This window comes from Streptomyces sp. TRD_SC_5, assembly GCF_056836825.1.
Window position 1 is genome coordinate 5,471,810 of the sequence record NZ_JBWZZS010000001.1, and the last position, 23,374, is coordinate 5,495,183.

Here is a 23,374-nt window from a genome sequence, read left to right on the forward strand (position 1 = left end):
TTTGCGGAAACTGGTCAGCTGGGTGTGGTCAGCTGCGGATGGAGCTTTCCCCAGACTTCTTGGAGGACGTCGACGTGCCGATCGAATTCGGCAGTGATTGCCCGCTCTTCATCTGTCCTGTTCTCCTTTCGCTGGGCGTCGAGCTCCTTTCCAATTTCTTTTATGAGGTCCTTTTCTGGATCGTCCCCAAGCCTGTTCAGCGCCCTCTGGAGTCGCGCCGGATCATCCTTGTACTGCTCGCTCCACTGATCTGTCATGCGTTGTCTGACATCGTCTTCCGGCAGCTTCTTCAACTCTGCGAGCAGGGCCTTCTTGTCCTTGGACATCTCCTTGCGTTCGGCCACACCTTCAGGGTCGTCCCGGTACGTCGTGCTGTAGTGGATCGGTACGTCCTTGAACCGTTCGTTCTGAAGGGTATTGGAGCACTTCATGTGCCCTTGCCCCTTTCCGCACGGTTCACGCTCGGTGTAGAGCCCCAGCGGTGTCAGCTCGCCCTTGGGGTCCACGCGTTTGAGCCAGTCGAGCAAGTGCGTCTCGGAGTGGCGTGGTTTGACTCCCGGCAAGTTCTGATTGGCGGGAACGGAAGAGTCCACGACGTAGGTGATTTCGTTCTTCGGCGGCGGACCTTGCACTTCCAGAACGGCGAAGTTCTTTCCACTGAAATCGGGCCCGTGCTTCGCGACTTCCTCGCGCTGGTCGTCGGGAAGGTTCTTGAAAGCAGCCCTCTCGAGTATCTGGTTCCGTGCCATTTCATGCAGGAGCACACCGAGTGACTTCTCGGAGTTCTTGGCGCCCCAGTCCTTCGTTCCCTCTGCGGCGTCGCCCTCGTTCGGGCCGCGGTACGGGTGCTGGACCGACTCCGGATTGGAACCCACGCTGTGGGCCTCGTGGAAGGAGAGGCTGAGCCTGGCCAGCGAAGCCACGACTGCCTGCTGCTCTCCTTGCGAAAGACGGTCGAATCCGTCGAGGTTTTCGGTGAGCTGGTCCCGGGTGAAGCTTCTCGGGGTGTCCGGATCACCCGGGAGCGTCGCACGCATGACGTTCGCGAGTTGATCTGTCGACGCCCAGTGGTTGAGGCGCTCGTGGACCCGGTCGAGTTCGACTCGGTGGACGTCCCGGTTGTCGCGCAGCTCCTGCTGCAGGGCATCGGGCTCGATGCCGTATTCCTTGGCCTTCGTATCCTCCGGCTGCTCGTGGGTGCGCGAGACATCACTGTCCGGCCCGCCGTCGGTGACTCGGCGGCTCTCGTCCGAAGTGTCGCTCTCGCCGCGGTCGTGGGGATCGGAGTACTTCTTCTCCTTCTTGTCGTTGGGATCCGTCCCGGCAGGTTCTGCGTCCGGCCTTCGCTCGGCGCTGCCCGGTCGCTCAGGGGTGCGTCGGTCCGGGCTCTGGCCGGCATCGCTCCGGGACCGTTCTCCGCCGGGTGTGACCGGCTGTCGGTTCGAGTTCAGGGGAATCGCGAAGACGCCGTTGTTTCCGCTGTGCAGCGGGTTGGGGCTGGTCCGTCCCGTCTGCGCGTCGATGTACGTGATCTTGCCGTTGTGGTTGACGGCGTTCCACGCGTGGGCGCGGCCGTTGGCGTCCTGCGTGATGATCACGGCCTGCGAGCCGTGGCCGCTCTGGCGGAGGGTGTTCTCCAAGCGGTTGAACGCGTCCCGGCCGTTGCCCATGTCGCTGAAGCGAGCGCCGAGCGTGTTCTCTATTCGGTCGCGGCCGCCCTTCTCGCCGCGGTCCGACGGGTTGCCGTTCGCATCCAGGTCCGGGGTGCGCGCGCCCGCGGCCGTGGGGTTGCCGGCGAATGTGTCGACCGTGGACAGGGCGGTGTCGACACAGTTGTTGTTGCGGCCGGGGGTGTTGGGGCCGTCGCCGTTGATGTTCTGGACCCAGGGGCCGTCGTCGGGGTCCGGTGGGCGGGTGGGGTCGCCGTTTTCGTCTCGGGGGACGGAGTTGTCGAGGGCGTCCTGTTCGGCGCGGGTGGGGTCGGTGACGCCGCCGGGGGGTGTGGTGTTGCGGGTGGCGGAGGCCGGGGTCGGGGTGGTGGGCTTGTTGTTGTCCTGGCCCTGCTGCTGGGTGGGCGGGGTGGTGCTGGGGGTCTGGGTGGTGGGCTGGGCGGTGTGGCCGTTGGAGGCGTGGGTCACGGTGTGGATGGGGACCGCCGTCACCTGTTGTTGCTGCTGTTGGTTCGGCGTGTTCGGCGTGTTCGCCGGGCTTGGTTGTGTGTTCTGAGGCGTGTTGGGCTGTGAGCCCGGCTGTTGCGGCTTGTTGCCCGGATTGGGGCTGGGACTGGGGCTGGGGGTGGGGGTGGCTCCGGGCTGGTTCGGCGTGCCAGGTGAGCTTGGAGTGCTCGGGATGCTGTTGGTCGGCGTCGACGCCCTGTCGGGCGTACGGCTGGGAGCGTTGGAGTCCGAGGCGTTCGGGCTCGGCGTCGCCGCTGGGGTGCCGGCGGGCGACTGTGTGGTCCTGGTCGGGGCCGGCTGCCTCGGGTCCTGGCTCGGGGTGGTTGATTCGGGGCGGCTCGTGTTGGGCGTGGTCGAGGCCGGGTTCGTGTTCGTGTTCGTGTTGGGCGTACGGGTGTCTGCCGATCCCGGTGCGCTGGTGTTGGGCGTGCTCGGGTGCGACGTGCGACCCGGTGCAGTTCCGGGTGCGGGCTGGTTCGGGTTCGGGGAGCGGCTGTCAGGGGTCCCTGGAGTGCGGCCGTCCGTCGATGGTGTCGGCGTACTGCGGGGTGGTGTCGACGGTGTCGGGCTCGGCGTCGAGGCGGGGCCGGTTCCCGTGGGGTTGGGGGTGCCCGGGGTGGTGGAGGGGGTCCTGGGCGGGCCCTGTGCGGGGTTGGGGCTGGTGGCGCTCGTGCCGGACGGGGAGCCGCTCGGGGTGGTGTTCGTGCCGGTACGTGCGCCCGCCGCGCCGTCCGCTGTGGAGGGCGGCGTGGGCGAGGCCGGCATCGAGGAGTTGCCGTCCGGGCGCGGGCCCGCGGTCGACGGGTCGGCCGTGGTCGGTGTCGGGGCGGCGTTGGACTGGGTGGGGGTGTTGGCGGCGAGGCTGTCGACCGAGGTGCTGATCGAGCCGCTGCTGCCTGTGGAGGACGGTGCCCCGCCTGCCGTCGGTGTGGGAGCCGATTGCGGGGTGGGTGAGGTGAGGCCGCCGGATGAGGAGGATCCGCCGGGGGTGTTGCCGGCACTGGGTGTGTTGCTGCTGGTGTCCGGGGCGGGGGATGGGGACGGCGACGTATTGCTGGGCGCAGGGTCGTCGAAGTCCGACAGTGTCGGCCGCGAGGGTGAGTTCGAGGAGGAAGGATTCTGCCCGAAGTCCGGGGCGCTGGGCGACGAGTCCGGGGTGCCGCTTCCCGTGTCGGTGCTGGGAAGACTTCCGAGGTCGGGGGCGCTGTAGCTCGCGGGGTCGTCACCGCCGGCGGATATGCCACCGCCGATGTTCGTGTTGCTCGTGCTGGGGATCGAACGTGAGGTCGTCGACGAGTCCGAGCTGGAGGAGTCCGAGGAGTCCGAGGAGCCCGAGCCGCGCGAGGAGCCCGAGCCGCCCGAGGAGTCGGGCGAGGAGGAGTTCGAGTCGGACGCGTTCGAGTTCGGGGAGCTCGAGCTGTTCGAGGAGCTGTTGTTCCCCGGATTGCCGCCGCTGTCACCGCTGTTGTCACCCGTTGTGGGGTTGGAGCGGTTGTTGTAGGTGTCCAAGCTGTTGTTGTAGCCGCTGTCGATGCCGTCGCGGATGCTGCTGCCGGCCTTCCGGCCGAGACCGTCGCGCAGGCCCTCGGTGAACGTCTGCTGCGTCTGCTGGATGGCTTCCCAGCCGCCTTGTGCGCCGGCCCTGACCGTCTTGCCGAGGTCGAAGCCTTCCTGGGTGCCGAAGCCGACGTTGACGGACTGCGTGACCAGGTCGGTGACCATGGCCTGGACCGCCGAGACGGCCGGTTCCTTCATCATTTCGATGACGGCCTGCATCAACGCGTCCTTGAGTGCGTCGATGATGCGTCGTACGGCGATACGGGTGACCTGGGTGGCGGCCATTCCGGCGGCGGCGGAGAGGCCGAAGGTGACGACGGCTGTGGCGGCGGCGAAGGCTATCTGGAAGGCCAGTGCGATCAGCTGGACGATGACCGCCCATTTGGCGAACTCCACCAGGAACGCGGCGGTTTCGAAGGCGTTCGCGATGATGAAGGCGGCTTCGGAGGCGTTGGCGAGGTAGCCGTCGGAGCCGTCGGAGAACTTCTTGTAGCGGGTGGTGAACTTGTCGATGGACTCGCCCGCGTTGTGCGCGATCACGGTCCGTGCGCTGGTGTCCGCCCGTACGCGGAGCTTGTGGGCGTCCTCACCGAACTGGCGCCACAGCTTGGCGGAGTCTCTGAGCAGGTCCTCGTTGGCTGTCGGCCACTTGTAGCCGAGCATCTCCAGGATCCACTCGAGCTCGTCGGGCAACATTATCGCCACAGCGCGCCACACCCCCGTCAGGCAACCACCGCACAACCTCCCCCAACGACAGGGGAGTCACTAGAAGTGCGGCAGTGCCCAGAGCTTACTAACCGCCTCTGGCGCTGCTCGAGGGCGTTCCTGTCACAACCATGTTGCAGGGTCCCCCGTTCCCAGAGACCCTTCCGGTTCGGCGGTCGCTCCTCGCCCAGCCCAGCCGACCGGCCCGCCCACAAACGACCCCGCGTCAGACCGACTTGAAGTCGTTGGCGTTGGCGCCGGCATCGTGCTGAGACGTGAGCGCCGCGTACTTCGCGTCCTCTTCGAGCTCGTGCTTCTCGTGCCGCACGCCCATCTCGCCGAACTTCATGCCCATGCCCGCCAGCCGTTGCGCGAGGCTTGGCATCGAGTCCTTCATGCCGTCGCGCAGACCTTCGTAGACGACGCCGAAGTGCTCGCCCATCTCGTCATCACCCCACGGTGGCGTCTTCCCCGACCCGGCCTCGATGCCGGCCAGCCCCTCGAACAGCACCTTGGCGGCCGAAGCGAAGTCCTGAGCCACCTCGAGCATGTAGAGGCCTTCGCTCTTGAGAACCGAAACGTCGGTAATCATCGTGTCGTTCGCCATCACAACCGCCCCCTGGACTCCGCACGTCTGTCGCAGCGTCAGCCTAACGCCCGACCACACCCCTTCCAAGGCATGGAAAAAACGTGTGGGGGCGGCGCCCCAACCGGGCGCCGCCCCCACACGTTCGTACAGCCAAGCCGCACAGAGGTCAGAACCTCGGTGGCAGCCAACCCGTCTGCACCATCTGTCCACTCCGTCGACGCGTGTGGAAGTACCCACGTCCCGGCGGCAGTTGCGACGGCGAGATGTTCCCGAGCAGCGCACCCTCCGACCGGTCGCCGGACATCACGAGACCCTGCGCCCCGAGCTCCCGCAGACGCTGCATCACCGGCTCGTACAGCGACCGGCTCGCGCCGCCCGCCGAGCGCGCGATGATCACGTGCAGGCCCACATCACGGGCGTACGGCAGATACTCCACCAGCGGCGACAGCGGGTTCATGCCGGTCGCCACCAGGTCGTAGTCGTCGATGATGACGTACGCGTCCGGGCTGTTGTACCAGCTCCGGTTGCGCAGCTGCTCCGGTGTGACATCCGGCCCCGGCATACGACGGCTCAGCGACCCGGCCAGCCCCTCCAGCGTCTCCGTCAGCGCGGGCGCCGACGCGCAGTAGCGCGACAGGTGCGAGTCCGGTACGGCCTCCAGGTGCGCGCGCCGGTAGTCACCCATGACGATCTTCGCCTGGTCGGGCGTGTACCGCTCGGTGATCTGCTTGATGAGCAGCCGCAGCACCGACGACTTGCCGGACTCGCTCTCACCGAACACGATGAAGTGCGGGTCCGTCTCGAAGTCGATGAAGACCGGCGCGAGCGCCGACTCGTCGATACCGAAGGCGACACCGCGCTCCGGGTGCTCGAAGCCCTTCGGCAGCCGGTCGGCCTCCATGATCCTCGGCAGCAGCCGTACGGCCGGAGCCGGGTTGCCCTGCCAGTTCTCGTTGATGCCCCGGATGAGTACGGAAGTGGCCTCCGCCAGGTCCTCCGTCTCCGAAGAGCCGTCGACCCGCGGCAGCGCGGTCATGAAGTGCAGCTTGTCCGTGGTCAGGCCACGACCCGGGACGGAGGCAGGCACGTTCTGCGCCACCTTGCGGTCGATCTCCGACTCCGTCGGGTCACCGAGCCGCAGCTCGATGCGGTTCTGCAGCATGTCCTTGAGCGCCGGCCGCACCTCGGTGTAGCGGCTCGCCGTCAGGATCACGTGTACGCCGAAGCCGAGCCCGCGCATCGCCATGTCGGTGATGGACGCCTCGAGCATCTCGTAGTCCGTCTTGAACGTCGCCCACCCGTCAACGACGAGGAAGACGTCACCCCACGGCTGATCGGGCAGCAGCCCCGCCGCCCGGCGCTGCCGGTACGTCTGGATCGAGTCGACGTTGTTCGCGCGGAAGTACTCCTCCCGCGCGTTGAGAATCCCCTCGACCTCGCTGACCGTACGACGCACCTTCTCGCCGTCGAGCCGGTTCGCGACCCCGCCGACGTGCGCCAGGTCCTCCATCGCGATCAGACCGCCACCGCCGAAGTCCAGGCAGTAGAACTGCACTTCGCTCGGCGTGTGCGTGAAGGCGAAGGACGAGATGAGCGTACGCAGCAGAGTCGACTTGCCGGACTGCGGACCACCGATGAACAGACCGTGGCCCGCCCCGCCCGCGAAGTCCCGGTACAGCACGTCACGCCGCTGCTCGAACGGCTTGTCCACCAGACCGACCGGCACATTGAGCCGGCCGAGCGCGGTGTACTCCGGCGCGGTCAGACCACGCTCCGGCGTGACCGCCAGCGCCGGCAGCAGCTGCTCCAGCGAAGGCGCCTCCTCCAGCGGCGGCAGCCACACCTGGTGGGCGGGCGGGCCCTGGTTCTCCATCTTGGCGACGATGACGTCCAGGACGGTGTCGGCCAGCGCGTCGTCCACCCGGTTGTCGGCCTCCGGCTCCTCGATCACCGGCTGCGGCGGAAGCGCCACGTGCTGCGCCGTGAACTTCGCCGGCCGCAGCTGGGTCGAGCGGTGCACCCGCGACGGGCCCTCACCGTGGTAGGCGCCCGACACGTACGCCGCCTTGAAGCGCACCATGGTGTCGGTGTCGTACCGCAGATAACCGGACCCGGGAATCGACGGCAGGTGGTAGGCATCCGGCACACCGATCGCCGTACGCGACTCGGCGGCGGAGAACGTACGCAGACCGATCCGGTACGACAGATACGTGTCCAGCCCGCGCAGCTTGCCCTCCTCCAGGCGCTGCGAGGCGAGCAGCAGGTGCACACCCAGCGAACGGCCGATGCGGCCGATCTGGATGAACATGTCGATGAAGTCCGGCTTGGCCGTCAGCAGCTCGGAGAACTCGTCCAGCACGATCACCAGAGAGGCCAGCGGTTCGAGCGCGGCTCCGGCCGCCCGCGCCTTCTCGTAGTCGTGGATGTTGGCGTAATTGCCGGCTGTACGCAGCAGCTCCTGGCGGCGCTGCATCTCACCCATGATCGAGTCACGCATACGGTCGACGAGCGTGAGGTCGTCGGCCAGGTTGGTGATGACGGCGGCGGTGTGCGGCATGTCCACCATGCCGGCGAAGGTCGCACCGCCCTTGAAGTCCGCGAGGATGAAGTTCAGCGTCTCCGAGGAGTGCGTCACCGCCAGCCCGAGCACGAGCGTACGCAGCACCTCGGACTTGCCGGAACCGGTCGCTCCGACACACAGGCCGTGCGGGCCCATGCCCTCCTGCGACGCCTCCTTGAGGTCGAGCATGACCGGCTCGCCGTTCTCACCGACACCGATCGGTACGCGCAGCCGCTCGTGCAGCGTGCGCGGACGCCAGGTGCGCGAGACGTCGACCGAGCCCGCGTCGCCGATCCCCATCAGATCCGTGAAGTCCAGGTTCGACAGGAGGGGTTCGCCCTCCTCGGCGGTGCCGACCCGGAAGGCGGCCAGCTGCCGTGCCAGCGCGTCGGCCTGCTCCTGGCTCAGCACGTCCGGCTTGCCGCTGTACGCCGACTCGTGGCCGACGTACAACTGCATGCGGTTCGGCTTGACGTACGCCGTCAGATTGCCCCGCAGTTCGTCCTCCAGCTCCCCGGGGGAGATCTCCAGGAACGTGACGCCCTGAAGTCCCTCCGCGCCGGCGAGCCCGGAGTCCGGCGGTACGGTCCCGCCGTCGAGCACCACGATCAGGTGCGGCTGGTCGTACACCGGGTTCGTGTCCCGGTTCCAGCGCGGCCGGTCGGCCAGCTGGTCCTCCAGCGCCTCCTCCAGCTCACCGAGGTCGTCGAAGAGCAGCCGGGCGGAGCCCGCGCCGTCCTTGGCCTTCGGATGCTGGCTGTGCGGCAGCCACTTGATCCAGTCCCAGTCCGCGGCGGCGGAGGGGTGCGCGACCACGGCGACCATCAGGTCCTCGGGCGAGTGCAGCGTCGCGAGCTGGGCGATCACCGCACGGGCGTTGCCGTAGACGGTGTCACTGTCTCCGGCCAGGGCCAGGTGGTAGAAGGCGCGCAGCGAAACCGACACCGGCAGGTCGGCGATGCTTCCGTGCGCGTCGAGGAACGCCTTCATGGCCGCCGCCGTCAGCGGTTCCAGCTCCTCCTTGGGAGCGGTCTCCGGCGCGGCGAGCGGAGTTGCCAGCTGCTGACTGCCGAGCCCCATGCGCACGGACGCGAAGTCGGCGTCGGTCGGGCGCCGTTCCCACAGCCGCTTGCCGTCGGCGGCGAGCGCCCACAGCTGGTCCGGGTCCGGATGCTGGAAGAGCTGTGTACGCCGCTGCAGTTCAGCGGTCTTGTGCACGTCCTTGCGGACCTGCTCGAGATAGCGGAAGTAGTCACGCCGGTCCTGCGCCATCCCCGCGCCGCCGCCCTGCCGGGACTTGGCGAACTGGGCGATGGCCATGGCGAGGGTCGAGGCCAGCATGAGCCCGCCGACCACCCGCATGTAGGAGGGCAGGTTCGGCATGAAGAAGAAGCCGACGGAACCCAGCATGCCCATCATCGGCAGCAGGGTCATCAGGACACCGTCGTCGTTCTCCCGCGGAATCTCGGGCGGCGTCTCCAGTTTGACCTCGCCGTCCGGGACAGCAGGCGGCTGGATCCGCGGCTGCCGTTTGATGATGACGACGCTCACCGATGCACTCATCCTTCGCGATTGCTGTGTCTTCCCGGGTACAACGCCCGGGCCCCCGGCCCGAAGAACGGGCACGCACAGCCGCTGATCCTACTGTTACGCCGGAGGCCGCCGGGAGGCAGGAGCGTGGAGATGCGGGGGAGGGCGAGGAGGAATGAGGGAGGCGGGACCGCTGCCCCCCGGAGCGGGCGATAGGGTGGCGCTCCGCGTCGTACGAGCGGCGTAAAGAAGCTTATCCAGCAGGGGGAACTACCAGGTGAGCACGGGCACATCGACGGGTTTCTGCCGAGTCACCGTCGCAGCTCCGGACAGTCGTATCGATGTGGCGCTGCCGGAGGACCTGCCGATCCAGGACATCTATCCGGAGATCATCAGGCTCTCGGGCATGGTCCAGTCCGACGGCAGCCTCGCCGGCTACCACCTCGTACGCCGCGACGGCCATGTGCTCGACGCGAGCCGTTCGTTGCTCGAGCACCGGGTCAGGGACGGCGAGGTGCTGCTGCTGCGCACGTTCGCCGATTCGCTGCCGCCGGCCGTCCACGACGACGTGGTCGACGCGGTCGCCACCGCCGTCAAGCAGGACCTCCGCGGCTGGAACGACAACCTGATGCGGGTCGCGGGCCTGATCTCAGGAGTACTCCTCCTGACGATGCTCGGCTTCGTGTTCTGGTTCGCGGACCCGCTGCGGCACGACATGCACGGCCTCCAGGGCATCGTCGCCGGTGTGGTCGCGCTGGCTCTGACGGCGCTCGCCGGTGTACGCGGCCGGGTGTACGACGACAGAGCTTCCGCCGTGGCCCTGGGCATCGCCGCCCTGCCGCACGCGCTCATCGCGGGCTCCGGTGTCATCCCGCAGGACGCGGGCGAAGGCCCCGGCAGGCTGCAGTTCCTCGTCGGCTGCGTAGCCGTACTGATCTTCTCCGTCGTACTGATCATGCTGCTGCCGCAGGGAGACGCCCCGTTCGTCGCCGCCGCGCTGGCAGCGGTCATCGGTACGTTCGCCGCATTCGGCGGAGTACTCACCGAGGCGCAGCCCCGCGAGATCGCCGCCGTCACCTCGGTCGTCGCACTGGCCGTCGTCGGCTTCCTGCCGGGCTGGTCGGCCCGCTTCGCCAAGCTGCCGATCGGCTTCCGCAACCCGGAGGACCTGGCCAGGGCGCGCCGCGAGGGCCAGGACGGCAACCTCGAGGCCGTCGACGTACAGCGCATCGTCGCCCAGACCAGCCGCGGCCACGAGCTTCTGCTCGGCCTCGTCGGCGGCTGCGCCGTCGTCATCCTCGGCGCCGGCGGCGCGGTGCTCGGCTTCAGCGACAGCGGCTGGGCCCAGCTGATGGCCCTGGTCACCGCCCTGGCCGCGATGCTCCGCGCCCGCCTGTTCCGCTACACCGCGCAGGTCACCTGCCTGCTGGTGGCCGGCGTCCTCACGACCGGCCTGCTGATCCTCGGCCTCGCGATCTCGCCCCCCACCCAGATCCTCGTGGACCTGGCCCAGGGCAACACCGCGGGCATCGACGTACGGACCCTGTGGCTCGGCGCCTCGGTCGCGGCCGGCGCGATGCTCCTGATCGCGATCGCCCTGATCGTCCCCCAGAAGGGCCTGTCCCCCTTCTGGGGCCGCATGCTGGACCTGGCGGACTCGCTGGTACTGCTCTCCCTGATCCCGATCTGCCTGGCGGTCCTCGACGTCTACGCCAAGGTCCGCGGCGGCGTCTGACCGGGCGAGGCACGCAGGCGGGCGCCGGCACCCTTGACGACGGAGTGCTCGCATCTGCTGGTAAGCTGCATGACGGCCGCTTGTGTATGCGCCCCCGGACATCCGGAGGCTGCGCCCAGCGGATCCCCGCCTCCCGAGTAACGGAAGCTCCCCAGAGAATTCGACCTGGGGCACTCGATGGCAATACGAAGACCAAGAGGAGTACGCGTGCCGCTCGACGCCGCTACGAAGAAGCAGATCATGACCGAGTTCGCTCAGAAGGAAGGCGACACCGGCTCCCCCGAGGTCCAGGTCGCCATGCTTTCGCGCCGGATCTCGGACCTGACCGAGCACCTGAAGACGCACAAGCACGACCACCACTCCCGCCGTGGTCTGCTGATCCTGGTCGGCCAGCGTCGCCGCCTGCTGCAGTACCTGGCCAAGAAGGACATCCAGCGCTTCCGTGCCCTGGTCGACCGCCTCGGCATCCGCCGTGGCGCGGCCGGCGGCGCCAAGTAAGACGGACGTCGTGAAGGGAGCGGTACCCCACTTCTAGGGGACCGCTCCCTTTGCTGTACGTGCGGGACGTACCGGACGCTCAGTAGTCTGGTCGTACAACGCAACACAGAACACGAGCGAGAAGCGGCTTCCCCGCCGCCGGTCCTCGGTAGTGGCCCCCGGAGCACATGGACCCCGGGGTCTTCGATCGAAGACCGGCCCGCAGCCGGAAGCGCTTCTCCGCCACCGTCCCTCCGCCATACGGGCGCATGGGACGTAAAGACGAAAAGTATCGGAGATAACGCTAGTGGAGAACGAGACCCACTACGCCGAGGCCGTCATTGACAACGGTTCCTTCGGCACCCGCACCATCCGCTTCGAGACGGGCCGCCTGGCCAAGCAGGCCGCCGGCTCCGCCGTGGCGTACCTGGACGACGACACCATGGTGATGTCGGCCACCACCGCTTCGAAGAAGCCCAAGGACCAGCTCGACTTCTTCCCCCTGACGGTGGACGTCGAGGAGCGGATGTACGCAGCCGGCAAGATCCCCGGCTCCTTCTTCCGTCGTGAGGGCCGGCCCTCCGAGGACGCGATCCTCACCTGCCGCCTGATCGACCGCCCGCTGCGCCCCTCCTTCAAGAAGGGCCTGCGCAACGAGATCCAGATCGTCGAGACGATCATGGCGCTCAACCCCGACCACCTGTACGACGTGGTCGCGATCAACGCCGCCTCCTGCTCCACGATCCTGGCGGGCCTGCCCTTCTCCGGCCCGATCGGCGCCACCCGCGTCGCCCTGATCAAGGGCCAGTGGGTCGCCTTCCCGACGCACACCGAGCTCGAGGACGCCGTCTTCGACATGGTCGTCGCGGGCCGCGTCCTGGAGGACGGCGACGTCGCGATCATGATGGTCGAGGCCGAGGCCACCGAGAAGACGATCCAGCTCGTCAAGGACGGCGCCGACGCCCCGACCGAGGAGATCGTCGCCGCCGGTCTCGACGCCGCGAAGCCGTTCATCAAGGTCCTCTGCAAGGCCCAGTCGGACCTCGCCGCCAAGGCCGCCAAGCCCACCGGCGATTTCCCGGTCTTCCTCGAGTACCAGGACGACGTGCTGGAGGCGCTGACCGCCGCCGTCAAGTCCGAGCTCACGCAGGCGCTCACCATCGCCGGCAAGCAGGACCGCGAGAACGAGCTCGACCGCATCAAGGAGATCGCCGCCGAGAAGCTGCTCCCGCAGTTCGAGGGTCGCGAGAAGGAGATCTCCGGTGCGTACCGCGCGCTGACCAAGCATTTGGTCCGCGAGCGCGTCATCAAGGACAAGGTCCGCATCGACGGCCGTGGCGTCACGGACATCCGTACGCTCGCCGCCGAGGTCGAGGCCATCCCGCGCGTGCACGGCTCGGCGCTGTTCGAGCGTGGCGAGACCCAGATCCTGGGCGTCACCACCCTCAACATGCTCCGTATGGAGCAGCAGCTGGACACCCTTTCCCCGGTGACCCGCAAGCGCTACATGCACAACTACAACTTCCCGCCGTACTCCGTCGGTGAGACCGGCCGCGTGGGCTCGCCCAAGCGCCGCGAGATCGGCCACGGCGCGCTCGCCGAGCGCGCCATCGTGCCGGTGCTGCCGACGCGCGAGGAGTTCCCGTACGCGATCCGTCAGGTGTCCGAGGCCCTCGGCTCCAACGGCTCGACGTCCATGGGCTCGGTCTGCGCCTCCACCATGTCGCTGCTGAACGCCGGTGTGCCGCTCAAGGCCCCCGTCGCCGGTATCGCCATGGGTCTGATCTCGCAGGAGATCGACGGCAAGACGCACTACGTCGCCCTCACCGACATCCTCGGTGCCGAGGACGCGTTCGGTGACATGGACTTCAAGGTCGCCGGTACGAAGGAATTCGTCACCGCCCTCCAGCTCGACACCAAGCTGGACGGCATCCCGGCCTCCGTCCTGGCCGCGGCCCTCAAGCAGGCCCGCGACGCCCGCCTCCACATCCTCGACGTGATGATGGAAGCGATCGACACGCCGGACGAGATGTCCCCCAACGCCCCGCGGATCATCACCGTCAAGATCCCCGTGGACAAGATCGGTGAGGTCATCGGCCCCAAGGGCAAGATGATCAACCAGATCCAGGAGGACACCGGCGCGGACATTACGATCGAGGACGACGGCACCATCTACATCGGTGCCCAGGTCGGCTCGCAGGCCGAGGCGGCCCGCGCGACGATCAACGCGATCGCGAACCCGACCATGCCGGAGGTCGGCGAGCGCTACCTGGGTACGGTCGTCAAGACCACCACCTTCGGTGCCTTCGTCTCCCTGATGCCCGGCAAGGACGGTCTGCTGCACATCTCGCAGATCCGCAAGCTCGCCGGCGGCAAGCGCGTGGAGAACGTCGAGGACGTCCTCGGTGTGGGCCAGAAGGTCCAGGTCGAGATCGCCGAGATCGACTCCCGCGGCAAGCTCTCCCTCGTCCCCGTGATCGAGGGCGAAGAGGGCACCGACGCCGACCAGAAGGCCGACGCCGACCAGTGACATCCCGTAGTTCCGTGACGACGGCCCGCACCTCTTCGGAGGGGCGGGCCGTCGCCCGTACCCAAACACTGCTCAAGGGCCAGAACGGCATCGGCACCGTCCGCAGGACCACCCTCCCCGGCGGCCTGCGGATCGTCACCGAGACCCTGCCCTCCGTACGCTCCGCCACCTTCGGCATCTGGGCGCATGTCGGCTCGCGCGACGAGACCCCGACGCTGAACGGCGCGACGCACTACCTGGAGCACCTCCTCTTCAAGGGCACCGAGAAGCGCAGCGCCCTCGACATCTCGTCCGCGATCGACGCGGTCGGCGGCGAGATGAACGCCTTCACGGCGAAGGAGTACACCTGCTACTACGCACGTGTACTGGACACCAACCTCCCCCTCGCCATCGACATCGTCTGCGACATGCTGACGGGGTCCCTGATCAAGCCCGAGGACGTCGACGCCGAGCGCGGTGTCATCCTCGAAGAGATCGCGATGACCGAGGACGACCCGGGCGACGTCGTCCACGACCTGTTCGCCAGGACGATGTTCGGCGACACCCCGCTGGGCCGTCCGGTCCTCGGAACCGTCGACACCGTCGAGGCGCTCTCCGCGGACCGCATCCGCCGCTTCTACAAGAAGCACTACGACCCGACGCACCTGGTCGTAGCGGCCGCGGGCAACGTCGATCACGCCACCGTCGTACGCCAGGTCCGCAAGGCCTTCGAGCGCGCCGGCGCCCTGTCCCGTACGGACGCGGTCCCGCTCGACCCGCGCGACGGCTCCCGCATCATCCGCACCGCCGGCCGCGTCGAGCACCTGAACCGCAAGACCGAGCAGGCGCACGTGGTCCTCGGCATGCCGGGCCTGTCCCGCACCGACGACCGCCGCTGGGCGATGGGCGTACTGAACACGGCTCTCGGCGGCGGCATGTCGTCCCGCCTCTTCCAGGAGGTACGGGAGAAGCGCGGCCTGGCCTACAGCGTGTACTCGTACACCTCCAGCTTCGCCGACTGCGGTCTCTTCGGCGTGTACGCCGGCTGCCGGCCCGCCCAGGTCCACGACGTACTGAAGATCTGCCGTGACGAACTCGAGAAGGTCGCCGCGAACGGTCTGCCCGACGAGGAGATCGACCGCGCCGTCGGCCAGCTCTCCGGTTCCACCGTCCTCGGTCTGGAGGACACCGGCGCGCTCATGAACCGCATCGGCAAGAGCGAGCTGGCGTGGGGCGACCACATCTCGGTCGACGACATGCTCGCCCGGATGGCGGCAGTGACCCCCGACGAGGTACGGGAGGTGGCCGCCGAAGTCCTGGGTCACCGTCCCTCGCTGTCGGTCATCGGCCCGCTGAAGGACAAGCAGGCAGACCGCCTGCACGAATCAGTCGCCTAGAGCCTCAGAGACGTCAGACAGAAAGAAGCAAGCAATGAGCAAGCTGCGCGTGGCCGTTCTCGGTGCCAAGGGCCGTATCGGCTCGGAAGCCGTACGGGCCGTCGAGGCCGCGGACGACATGGAGCTGGTGGCGGCGCTGAGCCGGGGCGACAAGCTCGACGCCCTCGTCGAAGCCGACGCCCAGGTCGTCGTCGAGCTGACCACCCCCGCATCGGTGATGGACAACCTCGACTTCTGCGTACGCCATGGCATCCACGCGGTCGTCGGCACCACCGGCTGGACCGGCGAACGCCTCGCGCAGCTGCGCTCATGGCTCGACACCTCTGCGGAGACGGGCGTGCTCATCGCGCCCAACTTCTCCATCGGCGCCGTCCTCACCATGAAGTTCGCCCAGCAGGCGGCCCCGTACTTCGAGTCCGTCGAGGTCGTCGAGCTGCACCACCCGAACAAGGCCGACGCCCCCTCCGGCACCGCGACCCGCACGGCCCAGCTCATCGCGGCCGCGCGCGCCCGGGCCGGCAGCGCCCCCCAGCCCGACGCCACGGCCACGGCGCTGGACGGCGCGCGCGGCGCGAACGTGGACGGCGTACCCGTACACGCCATCCGCCTGCGCGGTCTCCTCGCCCACCAGGAAGTCCTCCTGGGCGGCGAGGGCGAGACCCTGACGATCCGTCACGACTCCCTGCATCACAGCAGCTTCATGCCGGGCATCCTGCTCGGCGCGCGCCGCGTGGTGACCACTCCCGGCCTCACCTTCGGCCTGGAAAACTTCCTCGACCTGAACTGACGGCAGAACAACAGCCATGCGCGCAAAGATCACGTACTTCGTCCTCGCCGCCGTCCTGGTCGTCTACTTCGTCCTGGCCGGCAGCCGCGGCTACTTCCTCATCCGCGAAGGCACCGTCCTCACCGTCACCTTCGGCGTCGCGGTGCTGGTCCTCCCGGCCATCGGCATGTGGTTCCTCTGGCACACCACACAGTTCGCCCGCAAGGCGGACGTGCTGTCGGCGAAGCTGGAGGCCGAGGGCGGCCTGCCCGTCGACGAACTGGTACGCACGCCCGGCGGCCGCATCGACCGCGACAGCGCCGACGAGGTCTTCGCCCGCCGCCGAGCGGAGACCGAGGACGCCCCGGACGACTGGCGCTCCTGGTTCCGCCTCGCCATCGCCTACTACGACGCGCGTGACACCCCGCGCGCCCGCAAGGCGATGCAGCGCGCGATCGCGCTGCACGCGGGCAAGTAGGCCCATGCCGAAGGGGGCGTCCGACCGGACGCCCCCTTTCGCGTGCCGAGTCTCAGACCGGCCGGTACTCGTCGCCCCAGACCTCCACCGTGTCGGCCGCCCGGTCGAAGGCCTCCACCCGCGACAGGAAGTCCGCGTTGTGGTCGGTGAGCAGCTGCAGCCGCTCACCGCTCTGCTGGATCAGTACGAGCGCCTGCCCCTGCACCGTGCGCGGCAGCCCGAGCCACCGCACCGGCTGCTGGACCGTACGTACGGTCGTCGCCCGGCTCCACGGCACCGTGGTCGTCGAGAAGAACCCCACGCGCCGCAGCCCGTGCCGGCTGACCCAGGCACCGACGCGCAGCAGTCGAAGGGCACAAGTGATCATGACCACGGCGAGGCCGAGACAGATGCCCGCACCCGGCATCGCCCCCGTAAAGGCGATGATCATCGCAGCCAGGAGAACGAAGGACGCGAGGAGCAGCAGCAGGGCTGCCGCTCCCACGCGCCAGGGCCCGGGGCGGTAGGGCCGGCGCCATTGATCGTGGTCGTCGAAGGGCAGGGCGACATCGTCGGAAGTCTCACCGGACGCTTCGAAAGCACGGTCGGCCGTCAGGAAAGGCAGGGGCACGACTGATCCTCACTCACCAGCACGCTCGATTGGGCTGTGCCCGGTGAGGCTACCGAGGAGGTCTTCGCCGGGCCACCTCAGGGGGCCCGGACGAGTCAGCGCCCGTCAGCGGCTTCGGACTTCTGGTTCGCTCCGGGAGCCTGCGACGGATCGAGGGCGGGGAGCCCGAAGAGCAGCGATCCCACCAGTCCGGCGACGACGGTGAGACCGATGAGCGTACGTCCCACGACCTGGGACGCACTCGGACGTTCGGGGGGCGGAGGGGTGACGTTACTGCGGAATCGGTCGGCCTCGGCAACGAATGCGAAGGGGACGGACTCTCGCCGGCGCAACATGGGGCGGCACTCCTTTGTTTTTTTGATCCGGTACCAGGGCTTCTACAGGGACAGACGTACAAAGCTGTCGCTTGGTGCCCGATTTCCCCGAATCGGCCGAACAATGTCCCCCGAGCGCCGACGGGCGGTCGCGCTGGCCCTGGCCCGTAGAGTGTGGGGCGCCCGAGCGATGTACATGGAAGGACCCCGCCGGTGACTGTTACCCCTGATGGCACCCCCACCGAGACCACCAAGCCCAGCTTCCGCAGCGAAGTGACCGTCGAGCTGGTGAAGCACACCGCCAGTGACTCCGACGTCCTGTGGGCCGCCCGGGTCTCGACCGCCGGCGAGCAGTCCCTGGAGGAGCTGAGCAAGGACCCCGAGCGCTCCAAGGGCCTCATCAACTACCTGATGCGGGACCGCCACGGCAGCCCCTTCGAGCACAACTCGATGACGTTCTTCATCAGCGCCCCGATCTTCGTCTTCCGCGAGTTCATGCGCCACCGCGTCGGATGGTCGTACAACGAGGAATCCGGCCGCTACAGAGAGCTGGAGCCGGTCTTCTACGTCCCCGGTCAGTCCCGCAAGCTCGTCCAGCAGGGCCGCCCCGGCAAGTACGAGTTCGTCGACGGCACTCCGCAGCAGCAGGAGCTCACGACCCGCGCCATGGAGGACTCCTACCGCCAGTCGTACGAGGCCTACCAGGAGATGCTCGCCGCCGGAGTCGCCCGCGAGGTCGCCCGCGCGGTGCTCCCCGTGGGCCTGTACTCCTCGATGTACGCGACGTGCAACGCCCGGTCCCTCATGCACTTCCTCGGCCTGCGCACCCAGCACGAGCTCGCGAAGGTGCCGTCCTTCCCGCAGCGCGAGATCGAGATGGTGGGCGAGCAGATGGAGGCCCACTGGGCCACGCTCATGCCCCTCACGTACGCGGCCTTCAACGGCAACGGACGAGTCGCCCCGTAGGGCCGGGACGCCGGCCTGAGGACAGATGTACGGATCGACCGTCCGAAGTGTCCGTATTGCCGCAGTTCGAGAATTTCATCTAGGCTGATCAAACGGACCCGGCACTGCTTGAACCCCCGAGCAGGCAGTGTCGGGTTCTACTCTTCCCGTACGTCTGACCTCCCCCGAGGGGACACGACGCGTTGAGCAGCGAGTAGCGTGTTACCCATGGCTCCGATCTCCACTTCGCAGACCCCCTTCGGGCGGGTCCTCACCGCCATGGTCACGCCCTTCACGGCGGACGGCGCACTCGACCTCGACGGCGCCCAGCGTCTCGCCGCCCACCTCGTGGACGCCGGCAACGACGGGCTGGTCGTCAACGGCACCACCGGCGAGTCCCCGACCACCAGCGACGCGGAGAAAAACGACCTGGTACGGGCTGTACTGGAGGCCGTCGGAGACCGGGCCCACGTCGTCGCCGGAGTCGGCACGAACGACACCCGCCACAGCCTCGAGCTGGCCCGAGCCGCCGAGAAGACCGGCGCACACGGCCTCCTCGCCGTGACGCCGTACTACAACAAGCCCCCGCAAGAGGGCCTCCTCCGGCACTTCACGGCCATCGCCGACGCGACCGAGCTCCCCGTGATGCTCTACGACATCCCGGGCCGCAGCGGTGTGCCCATCAACACCGAGACACTCGTCCGCCTGGCCGAGCACCCGCGCATCGTCGCCAACAAGGACGCCAAGGGCGACCTCGGCCGCGCCAGCTGGGCCATCGCCCAGAGCGGCCTCGCGTGGTACTCCGGCGACGACATGCTGAATCTCCCCCTGCTCTCCGTCGGCGCGGTCGGATTCGTCTCGGTGGTCGGCCACGTGGTCACCCCCGAGCTGCGCGCCCTCCTGGAAGCCCACCTCGCCGGCGACGTACGCAAGGCCACGGAGATCCACCAGCAGCTGCTCCCGGTCTACACCGGCATGTTCCGCACCCAGGGCGTCATCACCACCAAGGCCGCCCTCGCCCTCCAGGGCCTGCCCGGAGGCCCCCTGCGCCTGCCGATGATCGAGCTGACGCCGGACGAAGAGGCACAGCTCAAGCGAGACCTGGCAGCCGGCGGAGTGCAGCTCTAACCCCAGACTTCACAACTGAATACGCAGGAATCCCACAAACAACAGCAAGTGCACGAATGTCATGCGCGCCACGTGCCTCAGCGGTACGTGGCGTGTGTGGTGAGGAGAGTCTTTTGAGTCATCCGCATCCTGAACTCGGCACGCCGCCCAAGCTCCCGAAGGGCGGCCTGCGCGTCACCCCGCTAGGCGGCCTCGGCGAGATCGGCCGCAACATGACGGTCTTCGAGTACGGCGGCCGCCTGCTCATCGTCGACTGCGGCGTGCTCTTCCCCGAGGAAGAGCAGCCCGGCATCGACCTGATCCTGCCGGACTTCACGTCCATCAAGGACCGCCTCGACGACATCGAAGGCATCGTGCTCACGCACGGCCACGAGGACCACATCGGCGGCGTCCCCTTCCTGCTCCGCCTGAAGCAGGACATCCCGCTGATCGGCTCCAAGCTGACGCTCGCGCTGATCGAGGCGAAGCTCCAGGAGCACCGCATCCGCCCGTACACCCTTGAAGTCACGGAGGGCCACCGCGAGCGCGTCGGTCCCTTCGACTGCGAGTTCGTGGCGGTCAACCACTCCATCCCGGACGCGCTGGCCGTCGCCATCCGCACCCCGGCGGGCATGGTCGTCCACACCGGCGACTTCAAGATGGACCAGCTTCCGCTGGACCGCCGCCTCACCGACCTCCCGACGTTTGCCAGGCTCGGCGAGGAGGGCATCGACCTCCTCCTCTCCGACTCGACGAACGCCGAGGTCCCGGGCTTCGTCCCGCCCGAGCGCGACATCTCCAACGTCCTGCGCACGGTCTTCGCGAACGCCCAGAAGCGCATCATCGTGGCCAGCTTCGCCAGCCACGTGCACCGCATCCAGCAGATCCTCGACGCCGCCCACGAGTACGGTCGCCGCGTCGCCTTCGTAGGCCGCTCGATGGTCAGAAACATGGGCATCGCCCGAGACCTGGGCTACCTGAAGGTCCCGGCAGGCCTGGTAGTGGACGTAAAGACCCTCGACGACCTCCCCGACCACGAAGTCGTCCTCGTCTGCACCGGCTCCCAGGGCGAGCCGATGGCGGCCCTCTCCCGCATGGCCAACCGCGACCACCAGATCCGCATCGTCCAGGGCGACACCGTCATCCTGGCCTCGTCGCTCATCCCGGGTAACGAGAACGCGGTCTACCGGGTGATCAACGGCCTGACCCGCTGGGGCGCCAACGTCATCCACAAGGGCAACGCCAAGGTCCACGTCTCGGGCCACGCCTCGGCCGGCGAGCTGCTGTACTTCTACAACATCTGCAAGCCGAAGAACCTGATGCCGGTCCACGGCGAATGGCGCCACCTGCGCGCCAACGCCGAACTGGGAGCCCTCACAGGAGTCCCCAAGGACCACATCGTCATCGCCGAGGACGGCGTGGTGGTCGACCTGATCGACGGCCGAGCGAAGATCGTCGGCAAGGTCCAGGCGGGCTATGTGTACGTCGACGGCCTCTCGGTCGGTGATGTCACCGAGACCCACCTCAAGGACCGCCGCATCCTGGGCGAAGAAGGCTTCATCTCGGTCTTCGTCGTGGTCGACACCGCCACCGGCAAGATCGTGGGCGGCCCGAACATCCATGCCCGTGGCTCCGGCATCGACGACTCGGCGTTCGCGGCCGTCGTCCCGCGGATGGAAGAGGCGATCGCCAAGTCGGCCCGGGACGGCGTCCTGGAGACGCACCAGATCCAGCAGCTCATTCGCCGCACGGTGGGCAAGTGGGTCTCCGACACCTACCGCCGGCGTCCGATGATCCTGCCGGTCGTCGTCGAGGTCTGACGTCGCCGTAGCACGTCAACCGGGAGCGGGGCACCTCGATTTGCATCGAGGCGCCCCGCTCCAGTACGTTTACGACTCCTCCTGAACGGGAAGCCCGGCGCACTGGTGCGCCTGGACCACCCGAGCGGGGCGGGAATTCCGACTCAGAACTTCTGATAAAGTCGGAATCGCCGGAAAGGGAAACGCGAAAGCGAAAACCTGGAAAGCGCCGAGGAAGTCGGACACGAAAGAGTCTGATAGAGTCGGAAACACGAAATACCGAACGAAAGCCCGGAGGAAAGCCCGAGAGGGTGAGTACAAAGGAAGCGTCCGTTCCTTGAGAACTCAACAGCGTGCCAAAAGTCAACGCCAGATATGTTGATACCCCGGCCCACTTCGGTGGGTTGGTGGTTCCTTTGAAGAAGACCTGGCTGTCCTAGTGATAGTGCAGTCCAGGCAAACACAGCGAGGACGCTGAGAACAGCGGGCCATATTCCGGCCCGATCTGTTCCGCTCTTTCGTGGTGCTAGCTCGATTACGAGCAAACATTCATGGAGAGTTTGATCCTGGCTCAGGACGAACGCTGGCGGCGTGCTTAACACATGCAAGTCGAACGATGAAGCCCTTCGGGGTGGATTAGTGGCGAACGGGTGAGTAACACGTGGGCAATCTGCCCTTCACTCTGGGACAAGCCCTGGAAACGGGGTCTAATACCGGATAACACTCCTCCCTGCATGGGGAGGGGTTAAAAGCTCCGGCGGTGAAGGATGAGCCCGCGGCCTATCAGCTTGTTGGTGGGGTAATGGCCTACCAAGGCGACGACGGGTAGCCGGCCTGAGAGGGCGACCGGCCACACTGGGACTGAGACACGGCCCAGACTCCTACGGGAGGCAGCAGTGGGGAATATTGCACAATGGGCGAAAGCCTGATGCAGCGACGCCGCGTGAGGGATGACGGCCTTCGGGTTGTAAACCTCTTTCAGCAGGGAAGAAGCGAAAGTGACGGTACCTGCAGAAGAAGCGCCGGCTAACTACGTGCCAGCAGCCGCGGTAATACGTAGGGCGCAAGCGTTGTCCGGAATTATTGGGCGTAAAGAGCTCGTAGGCGGCTTGTCACGTCGGATGTGAAAGCCCGGGGCTTAACCCCGGGTCTGCATTCGATACGGGCAGGCTAGAGTGTGGTAGGGGAGATCGGAATTCCTGGTGTAGCGGTGAAATGCGCAGATATCAGGAGGAACACCGGTGGCGAAGGCGGATCTCTGGGCCATTACTGACGCTGAGGAGCGAAAGCGTGGGGAGCGAACAGGATTAGATACCCTGGTAGTCCACGCCGTAAACGTTGGGAACTAGGTGTTGGCGACATTCCACGTCGTCGGTGCCGCAGCTAACGCATTAAGTTCCCCGCCTGGGGAGTACGGCCGCAAGGCTAAAACTCAAAGGAATTGACGGGGGCCCGCACAAGCAGCGGAGCATGTGGCTTAATTCGACGCAACGCGAAGAACCTTACCAAGGCTTGACATATACCGGAAAGCATCAGAGATGGTGCCCCCCTTGTGGTCGGTATACAGGTGGTGCATGGCTGTCGTCAGCTCGTGTCGTGAGATGTTGGGTTAAGTCCCGCAACGAGCGCAACCCTTGTCCTGTGTTGCCAGCATGCCCTTCGGGGTGATGGGGACTCACAGGAGACCGCCGGGGTCAACTCGGAGGAAGGTGGGGACGACGTCAAGTCATCATGCCCCTTATGTCTTGGGCTGCACACGTGCTACAATGGCCGGTACAATGAGCTGCGATGCCGCGAGGCGGAGCGAATCTCAAAAAGCCGGTCTCAGTTCGGATTGGGGTCTGCAACTCGACCCCATGAAGTCGGAGTTGCTAGTAATCGCAGATCAGCATTGCTGCGGTGAATACGTTCCCGGGCCTTGTACACACCGCCCGTCACGTCACGAAAGTCGGTAACACCCGAAGCCGGTGGCCCAACCCCTTGTGGGAGGGAGCTGTCGAAGGTGGGACTGGCGATTGGGACGAAGTCGTAACAAGGTAGCCGTACCGGAAGGTGCGGCTGGATCACCTCCTTTCTAAGGAGCACTTCTTACTCGGTTCGCCGGGTCAGAGGCCAGTTC

Annotated in this window: 14 protein-coding genes and 1 rRNA gene; 10 read left to right on the forward strand and 5 right to left on the reverse strand. The window is 67.2% G+C overall.

The annotated features are described in order from the left end of the window. Positions 1-14: 14 nt before the first annotated feature. From AC1P0E_RS25210 to eccCa, 3 genes are all read right to left on the reverse strand, one after another. A complete protein-coding gene (locus AC1P0E_RS25210; protein WP_482745893.1) occupies positions 15-4,430 on the reverse strand; it encodes a toxin glutamine deamidase domain-containing protein in 4,416 nt (1,471 codons plus the stop codon). A gap of 235 nt (positions 4,431-4,665) precedes the next feature. Beyond that, positions 4,666-5,046 (reverse strand): hypothetical protein, encoded by a 381-nt coding sequence (locus AC1P0E_RS25215; RefSeq protein ID WP_482744395.1) that lies wholly within the window; start codon positions 5,044-5,046, stop codon positions 4,666-4,668. A 148-nt stretch (positions 5,047-5,194) separates the two neighbouring features. Next, the gene (eccCa, locus tag AC1P0E_RS25220; protein ID WP_482744396.1) at positions 5,195-9,139 is read right to left on the reverse strand and encodes a type VII secretion protein EccCa; all 3,945 of its coding nucleotides are present in this window, start codon (positions 9,137-9,139) and stop codon (positions 5,195-5,197) included. Positions 9,140-9,395: 256 nt separating this feature from the next. Between eccCa and eccD the strand changes: the two genes are divergently transcribed. The 6 genes from eccD (at position 9,396) to AC1P0E_RS25250 (ending at position 16,480) form a co-directional block, all read left to right on the forward strand. After that, positions 9,396-10,853 (forward strand): type VII secretion integral membrane protein EccD, encoded by a 1,458-nt coding sequence (gene eccD, locus AC1P0E_RS25225; protein WP_482744397.1) that lies wholly within the window; start codon positions 9,396-9,398, stop codon positions 10,851-10,853. Positions 10,854-11,060: 207 nt separating this feature from the next. Continuing rightward, positions 11,061-11,351 (forward strand): 30S ribosomal protein S15, encoded by a 291-nt coding sequence (gene rpsO, locus AC1P0E_RS25230; RefSeq protein ID WP_018551846.1) that lies wholly within the window; start codon positions 11,061-11,063, stop codon positions 11,349-11,351. Between the two features lie 286 nt (positions 11,352-11,637). After that, positions 11,638-13,860 (forward strand): polyribonucleotide nucleotidyltransferase, encoded by a 2,223-nt coding sequence (locus AC1P0E_RS25235; protein ID WP_482744398.1) that lies wholly within the window; start codon positions 11,638-11,640, stop codon positions 13,858-13,860. Continuing rightward, complete coding sequence (locus AC1P0E_RS25240; protein ID WP_482744399.1) at positions 13,857-15,236, forward strand: M16 family metallopeptidase; 1,380 nt, start codon at positions 13,857-13,859, stop codon at positions 15,234-15,236. The genes AC1P0E_RS25235 and AC1P0E_RS25240 overlap by 4 nt, the downstream gene beginning before the upstream one ends. A gap of 34 nt (positions 15,237-15,270) precedes the next feature. Beyond that, positions 15,271-16,023, forward strand: coding sequence for a 4-hydroxy-tetrahydrodipicolinate reductase (gene dapB / locus AC1P0E_RS25245; protein ID WP_482744400.1), 753 nt, complete (start codon positions 15,271-15,273; stop codon positions 16,021-16,023). 16 nt (positions 16,024-16,039) lie between these two features. After that, positions 16,040-16,480, forward strand: a complete 441-nt coding sequence (locus tag AC1P0E_RS25250; RefSeq protein ID WP_482744401.1) for a hypothetical protein — start codon at positions 16,040-16,042, stop codon at positions 16,478-16,480. A 52-nt stretch (positions 16,481-16,532) separates the two neighbouring features. Here the strand turns inward: AC1P0E_RS25250 and AC1P0E_RS25255 are convergent, their stop codons facing one another. Both AC1P0E_RS25255 and AC1P0E_RS25260 read right to left on the reverse strand, forming a co-directional pair. After that, positions 16,533-17,090 (reverse strand): hypothetical protein, encoded by a 558-nt coding sequence (locus tag AC1P0E_RS25255; RefSeq protein WP_482744402.1) that lies wholly within the window; start codon positions 17,088-17,090, stop codon positions 16,533-16,535. Between the two features lie 95 nt (positions 17,091-17,185). Then, positions 17,186-17,425: a hypothetical protein gene (locus AC1P0E_RS25260; RefSeq protein ID WP_482744403.1), complete on the reverse strand. Its 240-nt coding sequence runs from the start codon at positions 17,423-17,425 to the stop codon at positions 17,186-17,188. A 192-nt stretch (positions 17,426-17,617) separates the two neighbouring features. Here AC1P0E_RS25260 and thyX point away from each other — a divergent pair, with 192 nt between their 5' ends. The 4 genes from thyX (at position 17,618) to AC1P0E_RS25280 (ending at position 23,329) form a co-directional block, all read left to right on the forward strand. Next, positions 17,618-18,370, forward strand: coding sequence for an FAD-dependent thymidylate synthase (gene thyX, locus AC1P0E_RS25265; RefSeq protein WP_482744404.1), 753 nt, complete (start codon positions 17,618-17,620; stop codon positions 18,368-18,370). A 207-nt stretch (positions 18,371-18,577) separates the two neighbouring features. Next, positions 18,578-19,477, forward strand: coding sequence for a 4-hydroxy-tetrahydrodipicolinate synthase (dapA, locus tag AC1P0E_RS25270; RefSeq protein WP_482744405.1), 900 nt, complete (start codon positions 18,578-18,580; stop codon positions 19,475-19,477). Positions 19,478-19,590: 113 nt separating this feature from the next. Continuing rightward, positions 19,591-21,276 carry a ribonuclease J gene (locus AC1P0E_RS25275; protein WP_482744406.1) on the forward strand — a complete coding sequence of 562 codons (1,686 nt, stop codon included), beginning with the start codon at positions 19,591-19,593 and terminating at the stop codon, positions 21,274-21,276. A gap of 527 nt (positions 21,277-21,803) precedes the next feature. Beyond that, positions 21,804-23,329 (forward strand): 16S ribosomal RNA (locus AC1P0E_RS25280). Positions 23,330-23,374 lie beyond the last annotated feature (45 nt).